Annotated in this window: 18 protein-coding genes and 1 riboswitch; of the genes, 11 read left to right on the forward strand and 7 right to left on the reverse strand. The window is 61.9% G+C overall.

Going from position 1 to position 24,459, the window contains the following annotated elements; genetic code table 11:
* Positions 1 to 105 precede the first annotated feature (105 nt).
* Both AB4Y31_RS26765 and cobD read left to right on the forward strand, forming a co-directional pair.
* Positions 106 to 1,098, forward strand: coding sequence for a CobD/CbiB family cobalamin biosynthesis protein (locus AB4Y31_RS26765; protein WP_368676808.1), 993 nt, complete (start codon positions 106 to 108; stop codon positions 1,096 to 1,098).
* A gap of 5 nt (positions 1,099 to 1,103) precedes the next feature.
* Entirely contained in the window at positions 1,104 to 2,186 is a 1,083-nt protein-coding gene (gene cobD, locus AB4Y31_RS26770; protein ID WP_368676650.1) for a threonine-phosphate decarboxylase CobD, read from the forward strand.
* 21 nt (positions 2,187 to 2,207) lie between these two features.
* On the opposite strand, the gene bluB is transcribed toward cobD, so the two are convergent.
* From bluB to cobO, 3 genes are read right to left on the reverse strand one after another with little or no spacing between them, the layout of a single operon-like run.
* Positions 2,208 to 2,852, reverse strand: a complete 645-nt coding sequence (gene bluB, locus AB4Y31_RS26775; RefSeq protein ID WP_368676651.1) for a 5,6-dimethylbenzimidazole synthase — start codon at positions 2,850 to 2,852, stop codon at positions 2,208 to 2,210.
* A complete protein-coding gene (locus AB4Y31_RS26780) occupies positions 2,836 to 4,134 on the reverse strand; it encodes a cobyrinate a,c-diamide synthase (RefSeq protein WP_368676652.1) in 1,299 nt (432 codons plus the stop codon). Before AB4Y31_RS26780 ends, bluB begins: the two co-directional genes overlap by 17 nt.
* A 2-nt stretch (positions 4,135 to 4,136) precedes the next feature.
* Positions 4,137 to 4,739 (reverse strand): cob(I)yrinic acid a,c-diamide adenosyltransferase, encoded by a 603-nt coding sequence (gene cobO / locus AB4Y31_RS26785; protein ID WP_368676653.1) that lies wholly within the window; start codon positions 4,737 to 4,739, stop codon positions 4,137 to 4,139.
* A 91-nt stretch (positions 4,740 to 4,830) separates the two neighbouring features.
* Positions 4,831 to 5,118, forward strand: a riboswitch (cobalamin riboswitch).
* 185 nt (positions 5,119 to 5,303) lie between these two features.
* Here cobO and cobW point away from each other — a divergent pair.
* The 4 genes from cobW (at position 5,304) to AB4Y31_RS26805 (ending at position 12,037) form a co-directional block, all read left to right on the forward strand.
* Complete coding sequence (gene cobW / locus AB4Y31_RS26790; RefSeq protein WP_368676654.1) at positions 5,304 to 6,398, forward strand: cobalamin biosynthesis protein CobW; 1,095 nt, start codon at positions 5,304 to 5,306, stop codon at positions 6,396 to 6,398.
* 16 nt (positions 6,399 to 6,414) lie between these two features.
* Complete coding sequence (gene cobN / locus AB4Y31_RS26795) at positions 6,415 to 10,242, forward strand: cobaltochelatase subunit CobN (RefSeq protein WP_368676655.1); 3,828 nt, start codon at positions 6,415 to 6,417, stop codon at positions 10,240 to 10,242.
* Positions 10,239 to 11,354, forward strand: coding sequence for an ATP-binding protein (locus tag AB4Y31_RS26800; protein ID WP_368676656.1), 1,116 nt, complete (start codon positions 10,239 to 10,241; stop codon positions 11,352 to 11,354). The genes cobN and AB4Y31_RS26800 overlap by 4 nt, the downstream gene beginning before the upstream one ends.
* 89 nt (positions 11,355 to 11,443) lie before the next feature.
* Positions 11,444 to 12,037 carry a VWA domain-containing protein gene (locus AB4Y31_RS26805; RefSeq protein ID WP_368676657.1) on the forward strand — a complete coding sequence of 198 codons (594 nt, stop codon included), beginning with the start codon at positions 11,444 to 11,446 and terminating at the stop codon, positions 12,035 to 12,037.
* An 87-nt stretch (positions 12,038 to 12,124) separates the two neighbouring features.
* Here AB4Y31_RS26805 and AB4Y31_RS26810 read toward each other — a convergent pair whose 3' ends face one another.
* Together AB4Y31_RS26810 and AB4Y31_RS26815 are read right to left on the reverse strand one after the other, a co-directional pair.
* Positions 12,125 to 12,799: an HD domain-containing protein gene (locus AB4Y31_RS26810; protein ID WP_368676658.1), complete on the reverse strand. Its 675-nt coding sequence runs from the start codon at positions 12,797 to 12,799 to the stop codon at positions 12,125 to 12,127.
* Positions 12,800 to 13,144: 345 nt separating this feature from the next.
* Positions 13,145 to 15,460 (reverse strand): WD40/YVTN/BNR-like repeat-containing protein, encoded by a 2,316-nt coding sequence (locus AB4Y31_RS26815; RefSeq protein ID WP_368676659.1) that lies wholly within the window; start codon positions 15,458 to 15,460, stop codon positions 13,145 to 13,147.
* A 954-nt stretch (positions 15,461 to 16,414) separates the two neighbouring features.
* Here AB4Y31_RS26815 and AB4Y31_RS26820 point away from each other — a divergent pair.
* From AB4Y31_RS26820 to AB4Y31_RS26840, 5 genes are all read left to right on the forward strand, one after another.
* Positions 16,415 to 16,801 carry a hypothetical protein gene (locus AB4Y31_RS26820; protein ID WP_368676660.1) on the forward strand — a complete coding sequence of 129 codons (387 nt, stop codon included), beginning with the start codon at positions 16,415 to 16,417 and terminating at the stop codon, positions 16,799 to 16,801.
* Positions 16,765 to 17,211 (forward strand): GreA/GreB family elongation factor, encoded by a 447-nt coding sequence (locus AB4Y31_RS26825; RefSeq protein WP_368676661.1) that lies wholly within the window; start codon positions 16,765 to 16,767, stop codon positions 17,209 to 17,211. Before AB4Y31_RS26820 ends, AB4Y31_RS26825 begins: the two co-directional genes overlap by 37 nt.
* A gap of 266 nt (positions 17,212 to 17,477) precedes the next feature.
* Positions 17,478 to 18,689: a molybdopterin-dependent oxidoreductase gene (locus AB4Y31_RS26830; protein ID WP_368676662.1), complete on the forward strand. Its 1,212-nt coding sequence runs from the start codon at positions 17,478 to 17,480 to the stop codon at positions 18,687 to 18,689.
* Between the two features lie 10 nt (positions 18,690 to 18,699).
* The gene (locus AB4Y31_RS26835) at positions 18,700 to 19,041 is read left to right on the forward strand and encodes a cytochrome c (RefSeq protein WP_368676663.1); all 342 of its coding nucleotides are present in this window, start codon (positions 18,700 to 18,702) and stop codon (positions 19,039 to 19,041) included.
* A 279-nt stretch (positions 19,042 to 19,320) separates the two neighbouring features.
* Positions 19,321 to 20,025: a LuxR C-terminal-related transcriptional regulator gene (locus AB4Y31_RS26840; protein WP_368676664.1), complete on the forward strand. Its 705-nt coding sequence runs from the start codon at positions 19,321 to 19,323 to the stop codon at positions 20,023 to 20,025.
* A gap of 42 nt (positions 20,026 to 20,067) precedes the next feature.
* Here the strand turns inward: AB4Y31_RS26840 and AB4Y31_RS26845 are convergent, their stop codons facing one another.
* Complete coding sequence (locus tag AB4Y31_RS26845; protein ID WP_368676665.1) at positions 20,068 to 21,894, reverse strand: hybrid sensor histidine kinase/response regulator; 1,827 nt, start codon at positions 21,892 to 21,894, stop codon at positions 20,068 to 20,070.
* 62 nt (positions 21,895 to 21,956) lie between these two features.
* Complete coding sequence (locus AB4Y31_RS26850; protein WP_368676666.1) at positions 21,957 to 23,906, reverse strand: ATP-binding protein; 1,950 nt, start codon at positions 23,904 to 23,906, stop codon at positions 21,957 to 21,959.
* Between the last annotated feature and the right edge of the window lie 553 nt (positions 23,907 to 24,459).

The raw sequence follows: 24,459 nt of genomic DNA on the forward strand, positions 1-24,459 counted from the left end.
GATGGGCCAGCATTATGTCATCGACGAGCGCCTTGTTGAAGGCAGCAAGGACGTGCGTGACGGATCGCGCGCACGCTCGGTCGTCGTGAAGGGGCGCGCGAATTGATAGGACACCTATCTATTGGGGCGATGGGCGTGCTCGCCGTTGTCGGCGTCGCGCTCGATGCGCTTCTCGGTGAGCCGCGCCGGGCGCATCCCCTCATCGCGTTTGGGCGCTTGGCGACGCGGCTCGAGCGAGCGATGAATCCCGATCGTGACGCGATGTCATCGTCCGGCGACGGGATTGGACGACGACGCGCTTTCGTTGCGCTCAAGCGCCGCGGCATCGGCCTCGCCGCATGGATGGCCGCCGTGGTTCCACCCGTTGCGATTGCGGTGGTGTTGACGCGCTCGCTGCCTGCCGCGCTCGTGTGGCCATTGCACGCGTTGGCGCTGTGGTTCGCGCTCGGGGGGCGCAGCCTCGCCGACCACATCGCACCCGTGGAAGACGCGCTGCGCGCGCGCGATCTGGTGCGCGCACGAGAGTTGACCTCGCGCGTCGTCACGCGCGATTTGTCCGACGCGGACGAGCCCGCCATCGCGCGCGCCGCGATCGAGTCCGCGCTCGAGAACGGCAATGACGCGGTTTTCGGCGCGCTGTTCTGGTTCGCCGTTGCCGGGGGGCCCGGCGCATTGGCGTTCCGGCTCGCCAACACACTCGATGCAATGTGGGGCTATCGAACCGCGCGCTTCATCGATTTCGGGTGGGCGGCGGCGCGGCTTGACGACGTCGCCAATTATCTGCCCGCCCGGCTGACGGCCTTCACCTACGCGCTATGCGGCGACGTCCGCACCGCGATCGACTGCTGGCGAACGCAGGCGCATCGATGGGAGAGTCCGAACGCGGGCCCCGTGATGGCGAGCGGCGCGGGCAGCCTCAACGTATCGTGCGGCGGCGCGGCCCGGTACCATGGCGTCGATGAGCTTCGGCCCGTGCTCGGTGCCGGGTGCCCGCCCGGTGCGCACGATGTGGGCCGCGCACTTCGCCTCGTGCGGCGCTCGCTCGCAGTGTGGCTCGCGGTGTTCGCGCTGTCAGCCTTCTTTTCAGTCATCGTTTGAATCGTGTGAAGACCTCGCCCGACATGTTCGATTCCGATCTGCCGCCCCTCGTGCCGCATGGAGGCAATCTTGGCGACGCTGTTCGTCGATATGGCATTGCGCGCGAGCGATGGATCGATCTGTCGACGGGGATCAACCCGGCGGGCTATCCGGTGCCGGCGATCGGGCAGCAGGCGTGGCTGCGCTTGCCCGACGACGAGGACGATCTCGAGACGATCGCCGCACTTCATTACGGCTCGCCGCGCGCGCTGGCGATGGCGGGGACGCAAGCGGCGATCCGCCTGTTGCCCGAGGTGCTGCCGAAAGGGCCTATCGGCGTGGGCTTGCTCACGTATGGCGAATATGCGCCAGCGTTCGCCAGGGCAGGTTTCGACGTCGAGCGATTCGTCACCGAGCCGTTCGCCGATAGGCGAGGTCAAGCGGCCTTCGTGCTGGAGCCAGGGCATGCATTGCCGGAAAACCTCAAGCATCTTGTGCTCGTCAACCCCAACAACCCGACGACCGAGCGCTTCGCTCCCGACGTCGTGATGGACTGGCATCGCCAGCTCGCGGCGCGCGGCGGCACGCTCGTGGTCGACGAGGCGTTCGTCGAAGCGCTGCCTGAGTTCAGCGTCGCTTCGCACGCGGGTGAAGAGGGGCTCGTCGCGTTGCGATCGATCGGCAAGTTCTTTGGACTGGCCGGTGCGCGCGTGGGCTTCGTGCTCGCTTCAGCGCCAATCGATCGCGCGATGCGGCGTTTGCGTGGGCCCTGGACCGTGTCGGGCCCCGCGCGCATCGTCGTGCGAGCCGCGCTGCTCGACACGGCCTGGCAGACCGAGACTCGCGCGCGGCTCGCTGCCGCGAGCAAACGCCTCGCCGAAATGCTGGGGGCGTATGGCCTCGATGCGAGTCACACACCGCTCTTCGCGTGGGCGCGACAGCCCAATGCGCAGCAGTGGCAGGACGGTCTTGCTCGTCAGGGGATTTGGGTGCGCCGGTTCGAGACAGTGGCCGGGTTGCGTGTCGGTCTGCCTGCCTTCGATGAAGCGACATGGAGCCGCCTCGAAGCAGCGTTGCGAAACGTGCGTTCTGAAACAGACGGCCGCTGAATCAGCGGCGGTGGCGCGCGATTACTCCTCCGTCCATCGATTCTCGAACACGCACGTTTCCAATGGTCTGCGCGTTGCCCAACGTTCGGTCTCGAGCATCGGCGCATCGTAGAAGCGCTCGACATGACCGAGGCAAAGGATGGCGATCGGCTTTGCCCCGGCCGGCATGCCGAGCAATGCACGTACATCGTCCGGATCGAAGATCGAGACCCAACCCATACCGAGCCCTTCGGCGCGCGCTGCGAGCCAGAGGTTTTGGATCGCGCACGCAACCGAAGCCAGATCCATCTCCGGCATCGTGCGGCGGCCAAACACATGGCGCTCGCGATCGTCCATCAAGGCCATCACGAGCAGCTCGGCGCATTCGCGCATGCCTTCCACCTTCAGCTTCATGAACTCGTCGCGGCGTTGACCGAGTGCGTCGGCCGTATTCACCCGCTCGCGTTCGACCGCCTCGTACAGCGCGGAGCGCAGCGCACCATCGGTAATGCGAACGATGCGCCAGGGCTGCATATAGCCGACGCTCGGCGCATGGTGCGCGGCGTCGATGAGACGTTGCAGCACCTCGGGTTCGACGGCGGTGGGGACGAAATGACGCATATCGCGTCGTTCGTAGATGGCGCGATAGACGGCCGCGCGCTCGGATTCGCTAAAAGGATTCGCCATAAAAGAGTGCGGCCGTCAGCACGGGATTCGAAGGCCAGTAGCTGTGCATGTAGGTTGCCGTAATCGAGCCACGACGAAACACCGGTTCACCGGCGGCGTTGCTCGTCGGATGAGTGGCATGACGCTCGGGCGCGAGCGCGGTCGTCATGCTCGAGTAGTGGAACGTGTGACCGGTCATGGTGCCGTGTCTCGTTTCGAGCTGCTGCATGCCGAGTGCCGCGAGCCGCGTTTGCATCGTCGCGCGTCCGGGCAAAAGGCCGAGCATCGGCGTCGAGCCGCCGTCGGTAGCGGTCAGTTCGTCGAGCAGATAGACCATGCCTCCGCATTCGGCGACGATGATCTTGTTCGCAGCCGCATGCGTGCGGATCGATTTGGCGCTGCGCGTCGAGCCGGCCAGCGTGGCGGCGTGCAACTCGGGGTAACCGCCCGGAAGATACAGTGCATCGGCCGCGTCGGGCACAGGCTCGTCGGCGAGCGGCGAGAAGAAGCTGACGCGTGCGCCGAGCGATTCCAGCAGCGCCACGTTCGCGGGATAGATGAACGAGAAGGCGGCGTCGCGCGCGATCGCGACATGCAGGCCCGCAAGCAGCGGCGGCATCGCTCGTGCCGAAGCGCCCGGAAACTCGACCGGGGGAGGCGGCTCGGCCAGCGCGGTGGAGGCTAGCGTGTCGGCCGCGCGTTCGATACGCGCCTCGAGGTCCCCGATTTCGTCGGCTTGATGCAGTCCGAGGTGTCGGTCCGGCAATTCGATGTCTTCAGACGGGGCGATAGCGCCAAGCCACCGAAGGCCGGACGGCAGCGACGTTTCGAGCATCTGTGCATGACGCGGCGAGCCGACATGATTGGCGAGCACGCCGTGAAACGGCACGTCGAGCCGGTATCGCGCGAGCCCGAAAGCCAGCGCGCCGAACGTTTGCGCCATCGCCTTTGCCGAGATTACGGCCGCGACGGGCACGCTGAACGTTGCGGCGAGGTCCGCGCTGCTCGGCGTGCCGTCGAAAAGACCCATCACGCCTTCGATGAGGATGAGGTCGGCTTCCCGCGCCGCCTCGGCCAGCATACGGCGGCAGTCTTCGAGACCCACCATCCACAGATCGAGCGACAGCACGGGGGCCCCGCTCGCGCGAGCAAGGATCATCGGATCGAGAAAATCGGGCCCCGTCTTGAAGACGCGCACGCGCCGGCCCTGCCGTCGATGGAGCCGCGCGAGGCCGGCCGTGATCGTCGTCTTGCCCTCGCCCGATGCGGGCGCACTGATGAAAAGCGCGGGACATGCCGGCATCGTCAGAACTCCACGCCTCGCTGCGCCTTCACGCCTTGCTCTCGGTAGGGATGCTTGACGAGCCGCATCTCTGTAACGAGATCCGCTGCATCGATCAGCGCGTCCGGCGCGTGGCGCCCCGTCACGACGACGTGCAGCATCGGTTCGCGGGCTCGCAATACGGCGAGCACTTCATCGAGAGGCAGATATTCGTACTTGAGCACGGTGTTGAGCTCATCGAGGATGACCATGCGGTATTCGCCGCTTCCGATCATCTTGACGGCTTCGTCCCAGCCCTTGCGGGCCGTCGCCATGTCGGCCTCGCGGTTCTGGGTATTCCATGTGTACCCGTCGCCCATCGTGACGAAGTCGCACGCAGGGTGGCTGCCGAGAAAATCGCGCTCGGAAGTATGCAATGCGCCCTTGATGAACTGCACGACGCCGGTGCGCTCGCCGTGCCCGAGCATTCGCACGGCCATGCCGAAAGCCGCCGTGCTCTTGCCTTTGCCGTTGCCGGTGTGGACGATCAGCAAGCCTTTTTCGAGCGTGGCCGCCGCCTGTTTTTTCTCATGGCCTTCGCGGCGGCGTTGTGTCATGCGCTGATGCGATTCGGGATCCGTCTTCATTGGAATATCGTTTCGTCTGGATGTGCAATAGTATGAGCCCCGCGATAGACGTTGGACAAGACCGTTTCTTGACGCGGCGGGCCAACGAACCTACACTCGCACGCAATCTGGTGCTCGCGCGCGCAACTCCTTTGCGCGTGCAGTTAAACGGGAAACAGACACTCGCCGCGGCGAATTTCGTCCGCGGCACGAGTCAATCTGTGCTGCCCCCGCAACGGTAGGCGAACGCATCGCAGAAGCGATGCAGAGCCGGCTTCGATGCATGCGCGCAAGGCCGCGTATGCAGGCAACCACTGCGCAAGAAATGACATGACTTGCGCGGGAAGGTGAAGCGGCGCTTTCGTCAGCCCGGATACCGGCCAGAAGAGAAGGGTGGGCGCTGCGGGTAGGCGGTGTCCCGGCCAAGGCTTCGTTGCATCTCACTGCAACGCGCGTCGGCGTTGCCGCGCCATCGCCCACCTTTCTCTTCGTTCGTCCGCCGTGCGCCTCGCGTCGTGCTCCGAGCTCGTCAGCTCGGAACGAAGGGGCGACGCGGCCCACTATCGACTGCGAGCGAGGAGCCGCATGCAATCACCACTGCGCAAGATACCCGTCACGATCGTCACCGGTTTTCTCGGCAGCGGCAAGACCACCCTGCTGCGACACGTGCTCTCGCAGGCGAAAGGCTTGCGTATCGCCGTCATCGTCAACGAGTTCGGCGAGCTCGGCATCGATGGGGAGATTCTCCGGGGCTGCGGGATCGGCTGCGACGAAGCGGGCAGCGAGACCGACGGTCAATTGTATGAACTGGCGAACGGCTGCCTTTGCTGCACGGTGCAGGAAGAGTTCTTCCCCGTCATGGAAGCGCTCGTCGAGCGTCGTTCGCAGATCGATCACATCCTCATCGAGACCTCGGGTCTCGCCTTGCCGAAGCCGCTCGTTCAGGCGTTCAACTGGCCTTCGATCAAGAACAGCTTCACGGTCGACGCCGTGGTGACCGTCGTCGACGGGCCGGCGGCCGCGAGCGGCCAGTTCGCGGCCGACCCGGATGCCGTCGACGAGCAGCGAAAGGCCGATCCGAATCTCGATCATGAGTCGCCGCTGCACGAGCTCTTCGAGGATCAACTGAGCGCGGCCGACCTCGTAGTGCTCAACAAGACCGACCTGCTCGACGAAGCGCAACGCGTGGCGGTCGAATCGCTGATTCGCGCGGAGATCCCGCCGCACGTCAAGATCGTGCCGGCCCAGCGGGGCGCGCTCGATCTTCATGCGCTCCTCGGGCTTGAAGCGGCGTCCGAAGAGACGATCGATCAACGCCCCGATCATCACGGTTCGTCCAACGATCCCGATCATCATCATCACGACGAATTCGATTCCGTCGTCGTGGTGGGCTCGCCTCTTTCGCGGGAGGCCGCGATCGCGGCGTTGCAACGGCTCGTCGAGCATCACACCATCTACCGCGCGAAAGGATTCGCCGCATTGCCCGGCACGCCGATGCGGCTCGTGATTCAGGGCGTCGGCCGCCGCTTCGAGAGCTACTTCGACCGGCGCTGGCGCGAGGACGAATCGCCGACGAGCCGATTCGTGTTGATCGGCGAGAGTCTCAATCGAGACACGCTGCAGCGCGCATTCGACGAGGCGCTGACCGCGCAGTCCGGCATGCGCGTCGCACAGGCCTGAGCGCGGCCGCTCCGCCATGCATTTGCTGCGCACCGTACCGGGCGGCTTCGTCGACGATACGGCCGGCGTCGTCCGCATCGACCAACGTCCCGCGGACATCATCGTCCTGAGTTCCGCCGACACGACGCTTTCTTTGCTAGCGAGCGTCGTCGATCGGCTCGGCCCCGGTTACCCAAGCGTTCGCCTCGCGAACGTCACCTATCTGCGGCAGCCTGCATCGGTCGATTTCTATGTCGATGACGTGTTGCAGCATGCGCGCGTCGTCGTGGTCGACCATCTCGGCGGCGAATCGTATTGGCCGTATGGCATCGAGCGTGTCGTCGAGCTCGCGAGGCGCAACGGGCAGATGCTCGCGATGTTCTCGGGCGACTTGCAGGAGGATGCCAACCTCATTGCCAAAAGCACGGCCGATGCCGCGCTTTGCACGCGATTGTGGCGATACCTGCGCGAGGGCGGCACCGCCAACGCCGAAGCGTTCATGCGCACGATAGCCTGGCATGCGTTCGGCTGGGACCGCGAACCGCCGCCGCCCGTGCCGCTGGCGGCGGCGACGCTCTATCATCCGCAGCGCGAGACGCCTACGGTCATGGACTGGCGCAGCCGTTGGGTCGACGGTGCCCCCGTCGTTGCGATCCTTTTTTATCGCGCCCATCTGCAGGCGGCGAACACGGCGGTATTCGATGCGCTGATCGATGCGCTCGAGGCGCGGCGAATGAATCCGCTGCCGATTGCGATCACCTCGCTGAAGGATGCAGTGAGCTTGGACGTGGTCGCGCAGCTCTGCGCGGAGCACGACGTCGCGCTGGTGCTCAACACCACGGCATTCGCGGCGTCGACGCTCGACTCCTCCGAGCCGGTCGCCATCGCGGGCGATGCGCCTGTGATGCAAGTCATTCTCAGCGGCGGAAACAGGGAGGACTGGGTCGAGGACGACCAAGGCCTCAACTCGCGCGACATCGCGATGCATGTCGCGTTGCCCGAAGTCGACGGGCGCATCATTACGCGTGCGGTCAGCTTCAAGGGGCTCGCCTATCGCTGTCCGCACACGGAAGTCGATGTCGTCCGTTATCGGCCCGACGATGAGCGGATCGGTTTCGTCGCCGAACTGAGCCGTCGCTGGTGTCGCCTGCGTAGCCTCGGCAACGATGACAAGCGACTCGCGCTCGTCCTCGCGAACTATCCGACGAGCGAAGGGCGGATCGGCAACGGTGTGGGGCTCGACACCCCGGCATCGGTCGTGGCGATCCTCAACATGCTGAGCGACGAAGGCTATCGCGTCGAGGATTTGCCCCAAGACGGCGCCTCGCTCATGGATCGGCTGACGCGGGGCGTGACGAACGACCCCGATGTGCGCGACCTTCGTCCCGCTTTGCAGAGCTTCGCGCTCGACGACTATTTGCAATGCCTTGCCGCGCTGCCTGACGAGTTGCGCGACGCGCTCGATCAGCGCTGGGGGCCTCCTGAACGCGATCCGACCGTTCGGCGCGGTCGATTCATGATTTCGGGCTGGCGCTGCGGGCGGGTCTTCGTCGGCATTCAGCCGGCGCGCTCACGCGAGGCGAACGACTACGCGAGCTATCACGATGCGGACCTCGTGCCGCCGCATGCCTATCTCGCGTTCTATTTCTGGCTGCGGCACATTTTCGGCGCCGATGCGGTCGTCCACGTGGGCAAGCATGGGAGTCTCGAATGGCTGCCGGGCAAGAGCGTCGCGCTCAGCGGGCGCTGCTGGCCCGATATCGCCCTTGGGCCGATGCCGCATCTCTATCCCTTCATCGTGAACGATCCGGGCGAGGGCAGTCAGGCGAAACGGCGCGCACAGGCCGTCATCATCGACCACCTGATGCCGCCGCTGACGCGGGCGGAAAGTTACGGCCCGCTGCAAGACCTGGAACGGCAAGTCGATGAGTACTACGAAGCTTTGATGGTCGACGCGCGGCGCGCGCGGCTGCTGCGCAGGACGATCCTCGAGACCATCGTCGAGCATCGGCTTCACGAGGAATTGAGTCTGGCGCAACCAGCGAGCCAGGATGAGGAAGACGCATTGCTTACGCGCGTCGACGCTTGGCTGTGCGAATTGAAGGAGGCACAGATCCGGGATGGCCTGCATACCTTCGGCCGCTCGCCCGAGGGCATTCAACGGCGCGATACGCTGCTCGCGCTGGCCCGCTTTCCGGTCGGTGGCGGACAAGATGCCAACGCAGGCTTGATCGATGCACTCGCGAAAGATCTTCAGATCGATCATCTGTTCGACCCGCTCACGGCTGAATGGTCGACGCCGTGGACCGGGCCGCGCCCGGCTCTGCTGGAGCAAATCAGCGATGCGCCGTGGCGTCACAACGGCGATACGCGCGAACGTCTCGAAGGCTTCGCGGCGTTGCTGCTCGACGCATTTTGCCGTGGCCGTGACGGCTGCGATGCCCGAACGGCGACGACGGTTGTATTGCCGCCGGCCGGCACCTTGCCGCATACCGAGCGTGTGCTCGAGCGCGTGCGCGACGACGTTCTGCCGCGCCTCGACGCCTGCGGCCCGGAGGAATTGCGCCAGTTGAAGCGAGGCCTCGAAGGCCGGTTCGTGCCGCCCGGGCCGAGTGGTTCCCCGTCGCGCGGGCGTCCGGACGTATTACCGACCGGGCGCAACTTCTATTCGGTCGATACACGCGCCATCCCGACGCAAGCGGCTTGGGCGCTAGGCCTCAAATCCGCACGACAGTTGATCGAACGTCACCTCCAAGACAATGGCGACTATCCGCGTGCGGTGGGTTTGTCGATATGGGGAACGGCAACGATGCGAACGGGCGGCGACGATATCGCTCAAGCGTTCGCGTTGCTCGGCGTACGGCCCAAATGGGCGCCCGGCAGTCATCGCGTAACCGACTTCGAGATTCTTCCTGCCGGTGTGCTCGAGCGGCCGCGCATCGATGTGACGCTGCGCGTCTCGGGTTTCTTCCGCGATGCGTTCCCGAACGTCATGCACCTGTTCGACGCGGCCGTGCAGGCCGTTGCCGAACTCGACGACGAGCCCGAGGACGTCAATCCGATCCGGGCGCGAGTGCTTCGCGAGCGCGACGCCTGGGTGGCTCGCGGCCTCGATGCGCAGGAGGCGCGCAAACGGGCCGGCTGGCGCGTGTTCAGCGCCAGGCCGGGCACATACGGCGCCGGCTTGCAGCAGATGATCGATTCACGGCAATGGCAGACCGACGCGGACCTCGCTGAAGCGTATCGCGCCTGGGGCGGCTTCGCCTATGCGCAGACGAGCGCGGGTGAAGCGGCGCGAGGAGCGTTTGCCACGCGTCTAGCGACGATCGACGTGGTGCTGCAGAATCAGGACAACCGCGAGCACGATTTGCTCGATTCGAACGACTATTACCAGTTCCAAGGCGGTATGGCGGCAGCGGTCCGGCATTTCGCCGGCGCTCAACCGCGGATTTATCACGCCGACCATAGCAATCCGGCCGCGCCGCGCGTACGCCCGCTCACCGAGGAAATCGCGCGCGTCATACGTTCGCGTGTCGTCAATCCGAAATGGCTGGATGGCGTCAAGCGTCACGGCTACAAGGGTGCGGCCGAAATCGCGGCGACAGTCGACTATTTGTTCGGCTATGACGCGACGGCACGCGTGGTTGCCGATCATCAATACGCGCTCGTCACCGACGCCTACTTGAACGACGGCGAGACGCGCGCGTTCTTGCAACAACACAATCCCCATGCATTGCGTTCAGTCTGCGAGCGATTGCTCGAGGCGATCGAGCGCGGCTTGTGGCAAGCGCCGGGCGCCTATCGCGCGCAGATCGAGACGCATCTGCTCGCCAGCGAGCAGCAGATCGAAGAGAAATCATCGTGAACGACCATTCATTGTCCTCCGGCGTTTTGTCGAGACCCTATCCATTCGGCGCGCTGATTGGTCAGGAGTCCTTACAACAAGCGTTGTTGCTGGCCGCTGTTGACCCGGGGATAGGCGGCGTGCTCGTCAGCGGACCACGCGGCACCGCGAAATCGACGGCGGCGCGGGCGCTGGCGGAGCTGCTGCCCGAAGGCCGGCTCGTGACGTTGCCGCTCGGCGCGAGCGAGGAGCGGCTCATCGGGACGCTCGACATCGACGAGGTGCTGCGTGGCGGATCGGTCAAGTTTTCGCCGGGATTGCTGGCCCTTGCTCACCATGGCGTGCTCTACGTCGATGAGGTCAATCTGCTTGCCGACACGCTTGCCGACGCTTTGCTCGATGCGGCCGCGAGCGGTGTCAACGTCGTCGAGCGCGACGGCATATCGCATAGTCATCCCGCGCGGTTCGTGTTGATCGGCACGATGAACCCCGAAGAGGGAGAGCTCAGGCCGCAGTTGCTCGACCGGTTCGGCCTGATGATCGAGCTCGACAACTGTTTCGATTCGGAGGTGCGGCAGCGGATCGTCCGAGCGAGGCTCGCCTTCGATGCGGACCCCGATGCGTTCCGCCAGTCGTATGCGGATGAACAACAGTCGCTCGCGCGGCGAATTCGCGAAGCGCGCGAGAGGTTGCCCGCGCTTTCGTTCGACGATGCCGTTCACGCGGATGTTAGCGCGAGGTGTATCGAGGCGGCGGTCGATGGAATGCGCGCGGACCTTGTCATGTTGCGGGCCGCACGGGCGCTCGCGGCCATCGATGGCGCAGCGAAAGTTACGACCCAGCACGTCGAGCGCGTAGCCGAAGCCGTACTGAGGCATAGGCGGCGCGAACGACCAGGCGAGCGCTCGAGTGAAGCGGGCGATGAGGTGCCCCGCTCGGCGTCGAATCGTGAGAACGGGGACGCCTTCGCGAACGAAGCCGGCGATGGGCAGACGCCGCATTTGCCGATGACGGCCCGACCGCCCAACGATCAGCGCGGCCGCGACAATCATGATTGGGGCTACCTCCCTCCCGAGCCGGCGGGTATGGTCGACGTGAAAGGGGTCATCCCGCTCGCCTCAAAAAAGCGCTGAGCCATCGGAAGGGCGCCACTGCTGCCGATCCGCGCAGCGGTTTTCGATGGCCTGACGGCGCGCTCGCGGCTCGCGGCATGCGGGGCGGCGTGCGGCCTCGCTCCGGCAAACGCATCGCCTGGCCGGCGACGCTCGAGAGGAAGCGGCAAGACCGATTGCGAGCCGAGCATTTGCGCTTCGTGCGCGAAGAGTCCAAAACCGGCATATTGCATTGCTTCCTGCTCGATTGCTCCGCATCGATGCTGGGTGGCGCGCGGCTCGCGACGGCGAAGGGGTTGCTTCTCGCATGTTTCGATCGCGCCGCATCCGAGCGCGCCGAGGTGGCGCTCATATGCTTTGGCGGCGCGCGCGCCCATTTGCGTTTCGGACCTGCCGTTCCGCGCTGGTGGAACGAACGGTGGCTGCGGCCGATCGGCGGAGGTGGCGGAACGCCATTCCGGCTTGGCATGATGAGCGCTGCTCGTTTGCTCGAACACGCCGCGCGAAAGAAGCCGGGACAAGAACGCGTGCTCTGGGTGCTGACCGATGGGAGAAGCAGCGACCGGCCTATGAGACCGTCGGCAGCCGACAGGATCGTGCTCGTCGATTGCGAGATCGTCGCGCCTGCGCTCGGACGCTGCCTTCAATTAGCGCGAGAATGGGGCGCGATGTACGTCCGGGCCGAAGAAATCGCCGCTCGGTAGGGCTGGCACTGTTTGCACCCCCGCGTTGACGTGGTGGCGGAGAAGACAATTCGAGATCGTCGAAATCGGCCGGATGCGCCCGCGCGGTTAACGCCGGGGACTCTCAGCCCAGCTTGAATTCAACATGACGCTGCACACATTTACCCTGACGAAACCGGGGTCCTTGTGCGCAAGGAAGTCATCGTTGAATGTGCCGAACGTAGTGGCTGGGCGATGCTTCATGCCATCGTAAAAGGCGTCGATCATCTTGCTGGCGAAATCGGGGCCGCGCGGATATGCCTCGATCACCGCGGCGCGTTGTTCGTCCGTGAACTCTTCAAAGCCGCGTCCCGCCACGTCCATTCCCGCTCCGGCTTGAACCAGCGCGATTTCGCCGTGCATATGCTCGGGAATGCCTGGCGTCGTATGGAGCGCAACGGCCGTCCAAACCTTTTGTACGTCTGCCTCGTCGATATGATGGCTTCGCAGAAACTCGCGCGCGGCGTTTGCGCCGTCCACTTCGAAGCGCAGGTGGCTTTCGCGAAAGACAGAGGTGAGGCCGATATCGTGGAACATCGCCGCGATGTAAAGCAGTTCGGGATCGAAGACGAGGTTCTGTCGTTTGCCGATGAGCGCACCCCAAAGGTATACGCGCGTGGAGTGGTTGAACAGCAGTTCGCTTTCAGTGTCGCGAATGAGCTGGGTCGCCTCACGCGCCAGCTGGCTGTCGGGGATCACAATGCCGAGCACTCCGTTCGTCGGCACAGGTTTATCTTCATTCATTTGGTATCTCGATCTCTAGAGGACTTAGTCCGATACGGGCGCCATTCGAGGGCGCCGTTCGAGGGCGCCGTTCGGACCCAGAGCTGCTTCACGGCGCGTCTGGATGTGCGCCAGAACTGATTGGCCACGTTGCACCGAGGAGGTTACCGTTCTCACGGGTCATGCAATAGACCCAAGATCGGACAGTCTGAATGTACTAGTGCGCATGCGGTGATTGCATTGTTCTTTTTGCCCGCACCGCGAGTAGCCTACAACCGGCTCACTGAATTTTTGAGCGCCGCAGGCCTCGCAAGAGCCCGCGGCAATCGACTCAAGGGCAAAAAAGCGCGCTAGAGCCGTTCCGCCTTAATTGCTGAAGATCAGACCGCGGCCCTCACCGTTGACATAGATGCGCCCATAAGTGTTCCAGTCGGCCGCGATATGGTGGATGCCGCCGAACTGATGAGCGTCATCGTTGAAGCGCGACCACGTCGCACCGCCATCGTCGGAGCGATATACGCCCCACACGCCGTTCATCGCACCCACCACATAGATGGCGGCCGAGTATGAGCTGCCGTCCACCGCCTTGCCCAGGGCAATCAGGCTGGCTCCCGGCGCGCCGTTGGCGGAGGCAAAGCCGTTGAGCTTCATCCAGGTCGCCCCCGAGTTCACCGAGTGATACACGCTGTTGCCGTCGGCCAGCCAGATGTCTCCTTCGGCGTTGGGGTTGACCACCATCGAGGTGTCCGCCCAGTCGTTCGGGGCCAGGTTCGCCGATACCGAGCCCTGACTCAGCGTGAAGGTATGGCCGCCATCCGTCGAGACGTAGACCCTACCCGGCGTGGCCCACGATGCGCCGCCCGAATCATAGGCATAGACCTTGTTCGGATTCTGGCGGTCAGCCGCCAGGCGATAGCCGCGAGGCCAGCCTTGGCCGACGACGGCCAGCGTCGGCAGGTTGGTCGAGGTCCAAGTCGCGCCATTGTCCGTCGTGTACGACGGGACCGTGTTGGCCGGCGCCCAAACTACGTTGTTGCGGGAGGTAGTCACCAAGTTGCCAGTGCTCGCCGTGTTCGCCTGGGCCCCGGCAGGCAGCGTCGCGAAGTTTGCCCACGTGTTGCCGCCATCGCCGGACCAGAAGCCGAAGCCGCCGGCACCGGACCAGTTCGCGACACCGGCACCGACGATATAGAGCGGATCTGACCAAGCCATATCAGCCGAGTTGCCGCTGCTCCAATTCGTGGTGGGCCCCAAGACCGGCTTCGTCGAGAGATCTGTAATGACCCACGTGCCGATGTCGCCCGCGCTGTTGATCAGCTTGTAGGGCGCACCGGCCGGCGGCGTGACGACGGACAACGTCGCGGTTTCCTCCAGGTTGTTCAGCTTGAGGTTCCAGGTCGGCGTGCCCGAGGAGGCGTTCGTGGTTTCCCAGATGCCGCCGCCGTAGATGTGCATGATGTGGTCGCGGTTGGCCGGATCGATGACGGTGTCTTCGTTCCATCCCGAGTAACTATTGCCCGTCGTACCCGTGTGCGTCATATTGGCCTCGATCTCGCGCCAGGTAATGCCGCCGTCGTCGGATAGTTGGTTGACCTGGCCAGGGTTGTCGCCCCAGGTGCCGGTCACACCCAGCGCGATGCGCGCACTCGAGCCGACGCCGGAGACGGACAAGCCTCCATAGCCCCCGACGGTGCTACTGCTGAGCAAGGTCCACGTGTTGTTGTCGCTGGCACCGAATCGGTAGAGATAGCCAGGACCACCGGCGCCTTGGCCGGCGTTCTGGTTGAACACCACGTAAAACATGCCGTCGGCGGTGCGCACAATGTGGGGGATGTAGTAGCCCGACACCCCGGCCGGGACCGGAACCGGAGCCCACGTCGCGCCACCGTTGAAGGACTTGTACAGCGTCGACGTCAAGCCCGCGGCGTTGGCGTAGTCCGGCGCGATGGAGGCCCACATGATCCAGGTTGGCTGGCCGCTACCCACGCTCGAGGTGTCGAATATGACCTGCTCGACGCCGATCGGGGTGCCGGTCATCGTGGCGGACGACAGCCCCGTGACTTGGTTCCAGGTATGGCCCGAGTCCGAGCTCTTCCATAGGCCGGCCGTACGCGAGGCGTAGAACAGCGTCGACGGATTGTTGGGGTCGACCGCCAGGCGTTCGCCGACGGCCCGGCCGTTATCGTTGCCGCCTACCGGGAACGGCAGGGTGTACCACGACCAGGTGTTGCCGCGATCACTGGAGATGTAGATGCGGCCATTGTTGCCCCAGTACGTGGTGTCGCCGGTGGCCATGTAGACGAGCTGGTCGTTGGTCGGGTCGAGGGCGAGGCTTTCGACACCGTGGTATCGGCTCTCGGTCGCGCCGAAACCCGGGCCGTCGGTGAGCGGGATCCACGAGGATGTCGTCGGCTCCCAGCGGTAGGCGCCGCCGACGTCGGTGCGTGCGTACAGCAGGCTTGCGTTGGTCGGATGGTAGATCAGGCCGGTGACATAGCCGCCGCCGCCCCACTTGACGCTGGTCCAGCTCGTGGCCGGAACGGCCGCGGCCGCAATCGTTTGCGCGGACACGCGAGGTGCGCTGCCGGCCGTGCCGGACGATCCTCCGCCGCTGCACGAAACGAGGGGCAACACCGCAACGGTGGCCCAGAACCCTCGGTGAATTCGACCTTTCATCTTCATGTTATTTCCTTGTTTGGTCATACTGCGTTCGGCAGCCTATTTCGACGCAATACATCTCTTCTTGCCTCGTTAGCGCAGCGCCCGGAGTCGATAGGTTTAATTGGAGCAACGTACAAGGTATGTCATCGGCCACCTCGGTCAGCAGCGGGCCGGAAAGCGAGCGTGCGCGCGCTTTGCGGCGGACCTCGCATCAGCGTAAGAAGCCCATTCAATTAGTAGTCCTAACCGGGTGGTCGCGCTAATCTTAATTGCCCTATTGTGAAAAAGCAGCGACTGCGGGGCGAAAAAAGCGTAAGGAAATCCGTATTCTTTTTGGGCGATTTCCTGGGTTCTGCGTAAGCGGGTAGGTAACGTCTCGACGCCGCCGTTGTTGCTTGGATCTGCCGATTCGCGCGCCGCGGAGGCTCGAAACCTAGGCTACCGGATGATGCATATACGCGATTCATCATCGCGGGATCGAAGCACCAGCTTAATAGGGACGGTTGCGTCAAACCTTGCAAATTCCTGACAATGAAGCTTTAATAAGGCTGTCTGCATCTCCAGTCGCTCATCGAGCGGCCCGATTGAGGCCATAGCCGTGCATTTCGTCCCGAACCCTCCTGTCCCTGCGTGTTTGCGTTTTCGGTGCTTGGCCGAAAAGGACGGCTGTGGGGTTCGAATCCCGGGGACTGAGAAACGCACAGGGAGCCGCGTTATTCCCGCGGACAAGTCAGCACTTCCCTTTGCCCGGTTCTTCGCATAACAGCGAAGAGCCGGGCCTCCCACCAGACCTGACGACACACGACGAGACGCTGTCGCGCCTCTCCTGAAGACGCGCGAGGCAAACGTCGCGCGTGAGGTGCGCGCGCGCGTGTGTCGCCTGCAACAGGATCCCCGTTGCGCTGCTGATGCGCGGCCATCTGCCGCGCTTGAAAAGCGGCGGGGCTGACTACGTGTACGGAAAACGGGAATGCCATGGCAACACAAGCGAAACATCCATTTGAGGCGCTGCCAGCCGAGCGGGATCTGCGCTTCATCGTGAGGGATGCGACTAACTCGACGGCAGCATTGCTTTACTGGCTAGGGGCGGACAAACCATCGACGGACGCGAGCTTTGCTGAAGTCACGCAACGCTTTGCTCCACTGATGCAGGTCGTCTTTCCGGAGGAGCGTCCCGGCGCGTTCGTCAACCGGTATGCCGTGCGCGAAGCGCATCGATCCGGGACGGCCACACGACTGATCTTTCTCGACGGGTCCTGGCTGGATGTATGGGATGACAGCCATTGCTCGGACATCTGCAATCTCTATCCTTGCCGGAGGCAATCATGCTGCGCTCGCAAATTCAATCTTCCATGGATGTGAAGCGGCTCACGGAGGCCGAACGCATCGTGTCCGAAAGCGACTTGACTCAACTGAAGGCCTATTTATCTTTGCCGACGGTGACGCCGCAGCAGCGAGCGATGGTGGAAAGTCTCGAAGCCACCGCTTTATTGGTCGAGCCGGAGCAGATTCCGCCGGACGTTGTCACGATGAACACGACGATTGAGTGCACGGTCGCCGGCAGCGCTAAAACGTATCATTGGACGCTGGTTTACCCCGATAAGGCGGACTATCTGATGGGGCGTCTGTCCGTCCTGTCGCCCGCAGGCATTTCTCTTTTGGGTGCGCGGTGTGGTCAGACGGTGGTATGCCGGCCGCCAAGCGGCGTGCAGATCCGCTACTTGATCAATGCAATACTGCTCCAGCCGGAGAGTCGCAACTTGGCGCCGTGACGTCATGGGCTACCACCTGACTCGTGAGGTGGTAGCCAGACAACTGCGCCATTGCGCGCGGCTTCTTGATACGGCGGCGCGTCATCGCGCGGTCGCGCGACGAATCAACTGTTCAGATGTGCCGGCCTCGCTCCCCGGGGCGTTTCCGGATAGAGCGCCCGCGGTCGGCGACCTATATTGAAAGCTACCTGGCATCAACGCAGCGCAGCATTCATCAAAGGATTGGCCGACTCCGGGGGACCCCGATGAACGACGAATGCCGCCTCATGCGACGGCGTGTGCTTCATGCGCTCGCGGCAAGCGGCGTTGCGAGCGCCGCCGGCGGCTGGGCGAGCCTGACGCTCGCAGCCGACGCGATCACCTTTCCATTCGAAAACGGCCTGCGGGAACTCACGTCAGCCTTCCCGCAAAAAGGCGAGATGGTACTCGTACGCAGCCGGCCACCGTTGCTCGAGACACCGTTTTCGGTCTTTGACGACGGCGTATTCACGCCGAACGACCGTTTCTTCGTGCGCTGGCATCTCCCCAGCATTCCCGTCAGCGTCGATGCTCGCACATTCCGGTTGAGGATTCACGGCTCAGTCTCGCGCGAACTCGATCTGGGACTCGCGGACATCATCAACGGGTTCGAGCACATAGAAGTCGCCGCCGTCAATCAGTGCGCAGGCAATTCGCGCGGCTTCTTCAAGCCGCGTGTCGCGGGCGGGGAGTGGGGCAATGGCGCGATGGGCAACGCGCTTTGGACAGGCGTTCGCCTCAAGGACGTCCTTGATCGCGCAGGCGTCAAGGCCGGCGCCGTGCAGGTCCGCTACCGGGGTCTCGACAAAGGGCTGCTGCCGGCTACGCCGGACTTCGTCAAGGCGCTCGATATCGATCACGCGCGCAATGGCGAAGTCATGCTCGCGTTCGGCATGAACGGCCAGCCTCTGCCGCTGTTGAATGGTTTCCCGCTGCGGCTCGTCGTGCCGGGATGGTACTCGACGTACTGGGTAAAGATGCTGAACGATATAGAGGTCATCGATTCGCCCGATCAGAATTTCTGGATGGCAAAGGCTTATCAAATTCCCGATACGCCGGGTGCGAACATGTCGCCGCAGCAGACCGGCGTGAAGACGGTCGCGATCAATCGGATGGTGCCAAGATCATTCATCACCAATCTGAGCGACGGTTCGGTGGTCGACGCCGGCGCACCGCGCTGGGTGCGCGGCATTGCGTTCGGCGGCGATACGGGGGTGAGCAAGGTGCTTTTTTCCGCGGACGGCGGCACGTCATGGACGCCGGCCCGCCTCGACCGCGATGTCGGCAGGTACAGTTTCCGCCGCTGGGAAGCGCGCTTTGTGCCACGGCACGCCGGTGAGTATGTGCTGAAGGTAAAGGCGATCAACGACAGAGGCGAAGCGCAGCCAGGCGAGCCGAATTGGAATCCCGGGGGGTATATGCGCAATGTCGTCGAATCGCTGAAGGTTGTCGCGGCGTGAGAGGATAGCCATGAGAGTCCGAGCGATCGTTCTGGCCTTGTCTGCAGCGATGGGCGGCACCACATCGATCGCAGCGAATACCGGCCAGCCAACGGCGAATGCGGTCATGCGCGCAGTCGAGGTTACGCTGCCGGCCGGCGCATCGACGTTTCCACCCGGACAAGGTGCCGATCTCGCCAATGAGCAGTGCGCGATGTGCCATTCCGTCGACATGGTGATGCGCCAACCGCCGCTTTCATTCGACACCTGGAAAGCGGAAGTTGCGAAGATGCGCACCGTTTACGGCGCGCCGCTAGCGCCCGAACAGATTGACGACATTGCACGCTATCTGACGACGATCAATGGAAAATAGTCGGTTTTCCAGCATGCTCAACAATGGATGTGGCCGACGAAAGCGGAAGCTTCTCGTCGGACGACGAACGATCTTCCCGATTCCGCCTCGAACTTCCGTAGGCGTCCCTAAGCAGCTTCCCGCGCTAGTGCAGGACAGCCCCCGCAAAAACAAAGCTAGCTATCCGTCTTTCAAGGTTCTGTGGCCTCGCCCGACCTGCTAAGCTGTCAATCAGTGCTGCCCGCAAATGTAGCGTGCGATCGATTGCGTTTCTCGGACGTGTGAGGAGGAGAAGCGACCATGAAAATCCTATGGGTCGATGACCACGAAATCCTTTGCGTTGCTCTTGCCGAATATGTCCAGACACACGCGTCCGAGCTGAGCGCAATTCCGATCGAGATCACGCCCGTCTTTACGCTCGCCAGCGCGCTCGAAGAAGTCAACAAGACACCTCCCCCGGACCTGGTATTCCTCGATCTTAATTTGGATGGTGAGAACCGCGGCGCCGCGACGCTCGAGCATTTCCAGGCCGGGAATCCATCCAACGTTCCCGTGGTCATCTGTACAGGACTTGCGCCTGGAAACGATCACGAAGTCGAAATTTTGCGAATGTGCATGCGTGACTACGCCGCTCGAGGAATCCTCTTGAAAGGAGGCGCGCACAAAAAAATGTTCATCGGACTGAGCAGGATCTTGGGAGGTGAGCTCTGGATTCCAGAAGAAGTCTTGCTCCGCTTTGCCTGCTCGACACACGCGCCCTCTGCTAGCCGGAATCAATATCATCTTGGGCTTTCTCCGCGAGAGTGGGACTTGGCGCGTTGTATTGCACGTGGCCTCTCAGGGAAGCAGATCGCAAGAGAGCTTGGCGTCTCCGAGGGGCATGTCAGACAGGTTTCTTGTGTTATTTACGACAAACTTCAAGTCAGAAACCGCGTTGAAGCTGCACTTCGAGTCAGTGCCGAGCTGGCCCTTGGAAGGGGCGAAGCAGATCGGCGTCCGTCGTGAAGATCCCTGCTACACCGCTCTTCCTGTTTCCAGCCAGCACCTTTAACCGCTTTCGGTCGATGTTTTTGGCTTATGTTTTGCAAGTGTGCTCAATAAGGTTCTTTCCGAAACCGGTTTCGACAAAAACCTCAGGCCACTGACGGCTACGTTTTTGAGCACCGCTGAGGAGGTGTCCCCCGACCACAGGATTGCGGGGATCGAAGCGTCGGTAGCAGCGCGGACCGCCGCAATCGCAGCAATACCGTCCTCGTTTTGCAGCCGGTAGTCGGAGAGGATGAAGTGTGGACCGCTTGCCAAAGCCTCAATACGCAACTGCTCGATGACGTCGGATGACGATTCGCCCGCCACGACGTAGCAGCCATGCTCGATCAGGCGCATTGATATTTCGATTCTTAAGTCGCTATTGTCCTCGATGATTGCGACGACCATATTGGTCAGGTCGGGGTCGCCGTATTCAACTGTTTGCACCTCGAGCAACTCCGGCGGTATGTGTCCCATAAAGGGAACCGTAACCGAAAAACGCGATCCCCGTCCCGGTGTCGAGTCCACGTCGAGCTTGTGACCCAGAAGGTTCGCGAGACCCTGGACAATGGACAGACCCAGGCCGAACCCTTTTTCGCGATTCCTCTCGGGATTATCGACCTGTACGTAGCTTTTGAAGATATCCGCCTGTCTATCTTCAGGGATACCAATCCCGTTGTCCCAGACGCTTATCTTTATGCGGCTGCCTCGCCTCTGGCAACTCAGCAGAACATGTCCCTGCTTTCCTCCCTGCCCGGAAGGCGTGTAACGAAGCGCATTGAGAACCATATTCCGGACGATCCGGTCCAACGCATGTCGATCCGTACGGACCAGATAGGGGCGACTATGGAGCCTTAACTTCAGCCCCTTCGCCTCAGCCAGCGGCTGCATATCCACGACTATGCTGCGTAAAAGGGAAGGCAGCGCCACCTCCTGAACTTCTACATTCCAGGTGCCGGATTCGAGGCGGCAGATATCCAGTGCCCCGTTAATCATCCCTTCCATTGCATCCACTTGCCTTTGCGCAATCGAGACGTCTTCCAGCAGTTTGGTCGATTCAATGCTCCTCTCCAGAAAATTCAACTTCAGGCCGAGCGTTGTGAGCGGTTGGCGCAAGTCATGGCTTATCGCAGCGATAAGCAGGTTCTTCTCCGCTTTTGCTGCCTCAGCCCGCTCTCGCGCTTCATCGAGAATAATCTCTTTAATATATGCTCGTTTCTGACTGTAAAAAATAAACCAGGCGAGGAAGCAATAGCCAATTAGTTGAGCCGCATAAAAACCCAACATTGCTGGCCGGTAAATAAACAGGGGTGGTCCCAGGCTAAATCCGAAGGGGATAGCGCCGAGCAAGAATGAACCTAAATTCGCACGAAGACTGGGTGCGAGCAGCAGCAAGGTAAATGTATGGCTGATTAGCGTGTACTCGAGAAAGCCAGAACTGGCTAATTTGACGTACGGAGCATGGCCCGAGAAATCGGGTGGCGTTAGCCCAAGGCTACCCGCCGCCCACCAGAACGATGTCAGTGTGACGGCTGCAGCCCATGCCCAATGCAACTGCTCGAGCGCGTTGACGCTGGCGTGTTTGGGGAGCGCCATCGTCTTTTTCAGTAAGTATGCTGCCAGGGGAGCGGCCATCCCCCACAGCCCCAAGACCCAGAAGACGCGGAACCAAAGGTAGCTATCCGACGTTTTGATCCACGATCCATATATGCACAACAGCGAGGCTCCGACCGACACTAGCGCGGTCCAGCATACGGCTCGACGGGACAGCGATTGCAATAACTCGCGTTTGACAAAGAGATTCTGCTCGGTGCTGAGTGATGCAACCGGTCCCAGAAAAAGATTCATAAATTCAGCGAATCTTCGCTGCTCGATTATGTGAGTAGCTACGTGTACAACTGCCATCTCGTTCACCCGCCTTCGGTCAATGTTTTTGGCTTATGTCCAGCAAGCATGGTCAATAAGGTTCCTTCCGAAACCGGTCCCGACAAAAACCTCAGGCCACTGACGGCTACTTTTTTGAGCACCGCTGAGGAGGTGTCCCCCGACCACAGGATTGCGGGGATCGAAGCGTCGGTAGCAGCGCGGACCGCCGCAATCGCAGCAATACCGTCCTCGTTTTGCAGCCGGTAGTCGGAGAGGATGAAGTGTGGACCGCTTGCCAAAGCCTCAATACGCAACTGCTCGATGACGTCGGATGACGATTCGCCCGCCACGACGTAGCAGCCATGCTCGATCAGGCGTATTGATATTTCGATTCTTAAGTCGCTATTGTCCTCGATGATTGCGACGACCATATTGGTCAGGTCGGGGTCGCCGTATTCAACCGTTCGGACGTCGAGCAACTCCGGCGGTATGTGTCCCATAAAGGGAACCGTAACCGAAAAACGCGATCCCCGTCCCGGCGTCGAGTCCACGTCGAGCTTGTGACCCAGAAGGTTCGCGAGACCCTGGACAATGGACAGACCCAGGCCGAACCCTTTTTCGCGATTCCTCTCGGGATTATCGACCTGTACATAGCTTTTGAAGATATCCGCCTGTCTATCTTCAGGGATACCGATCCCGTTGTCCCAGACGCTTATCTTTATGCGGCTGCCTCGCCTCTGGCAGCTCAGCAGAACATGTCCCTGCTTTCCTCCCTGCCCGGAAGGCGTGTAACGAAGCGCATTGAGAACCATATTCCGGACGATCCGGTCCAACGCATGTCGATCCGTACGGACCAGATAGGGGCGACTATGGAGCCTTAACTTCAGCCCCTTCGCCTCAGCCAGCGGCTGCATATCCACGACTATGCTGCGTAAAAGGGAAGGCAGCGCCACCTCCTGAACTTCTACATTCCAGGTGCCGGATTCGAGGCGGCAGATATCCAGTGCCCCGTTAATCATCCCTTCCATTGCATCCACTTGCCTTTGCGCAATCGAGACGTCTTCCAGCAGTTTGGTCGATTCAATGCTCCTCTCCAGAAAATTCAACTTCAGGCCGAGCGTTGTGAGCGGTTGGCGCAAGTCATGGCTTATCGCAGCGATAAATTGGTTCTTCTCCGCGGTTGCCGCTACAGCCTGAGACCGCGCCTCCTCGAGAATAACTTCTTTTACGCATGTGCGTTGCTGATCGTTGCAAATAAACCAGGCGATGACACAATAACCAATTATTTGAGCCGAATACCAGTCAAACATTCCCGGCCGGTACATAAAAAACAGTGGGGCGATGTTGAATCCGAATGGGATAGTGCCGATCACGAGTGCACCTAAAGCCGCACGAAAACTGGGTGCTAGCAACAGCAAGGTGAATGCCTGGCCGATCATCGTCAGTTCCAGGAAGCCATACCTGGCAAATCTAAAGTAATAGCCATGGAGGACCGTGAAGTTCGGTGGGGTTAGCCCAAAGCTGGCCGCCGCCCACCAGAAGGATGTCAGCATGATCAATGCAGCCCACGCCCAGTGCATCTGCTCAAGCGCTCTGACGCCGGCATGCTTGGGGAGCGTCACAGTCTTTTTCAGTAAGTATGCTGCCGAGGGAGCGGCCATCCCCCACAGCCCCAGGATCCAGGCGGCGCGAAAAGAAAGATAGCTATCCGACGTTTTAATCCACGATCCCAATACGAACCAGAACGGGCTTCCGACCAACAGTAGCGCGATCCAATATACCGATCGGCGGGACAGCGATTGCAATAGCTCGCGTTTGACGAGGAGCTTCTGCTCAGTACTGAGCGCTGCAACCGGTCCCACCAATAGATTCATAAATTCAGCGAATTTGCGGCGCTCGATTGTGTGAGCTGGTTCACCCATGCACAGTGACGTTCTGGCCCCGGGCGTTTCGCCCGCGCCAGCATCAAGTGGTGTTCCGGTAGAGGACGCCATAACAGGCCTCCGGGATTCAGGTACAGCTACACGCCATTGTGCTAGCGGTCCGCCAGCAAGTCGATGGACAAGTGTTCTGCTTTTTTGCCGAACAAAAGTTCGTGATCCAGGCGGGTGGGTCCCTGCTGAAATTTGCTCGCGCTGCACCGAGCAATGGGTGAAAAACCGTCAAGTCTCCTGAACGCGCAAGTATGAAGCAGATTTCTCGCGCTGCGCAGTACCGTAACTTGAAGTTATCCTGATCAAGCTCGGCTCGCCCATTGCATGTTGGGTGCTCGCTCCGTGTGTGCCGCGTCCAACGGCATCCGTTCTTGTAACCAGGCGTGCGCCGTACTCCCAAGAAGTCACCGTAACCAATAGTCGTAAAGCGAGACCGAACATTTATTCGCCCCGCAAAGGAACATTTAATACCGAACATCAAGTTATCGGCGCAACTACAACTGACACGGTTACACGGCGTAATAGTGCACCATAATTCGACACAAGGACGGCATCAATAGCCGCACAGCGGCTCGTGTTCCCATATCAACCAAAAATTCCAGCTTGTCTGCAG

The sequence above is a fragment of the Trinickia sp. EG282A genome, from assembly GCF_040965455.1.
GTDB lineage: Bacteria > Pseudomonadota > Gammaproteobacteria > Burkholderiales > Burkholderiaceae > Trinickia > Trinickia symbiotica.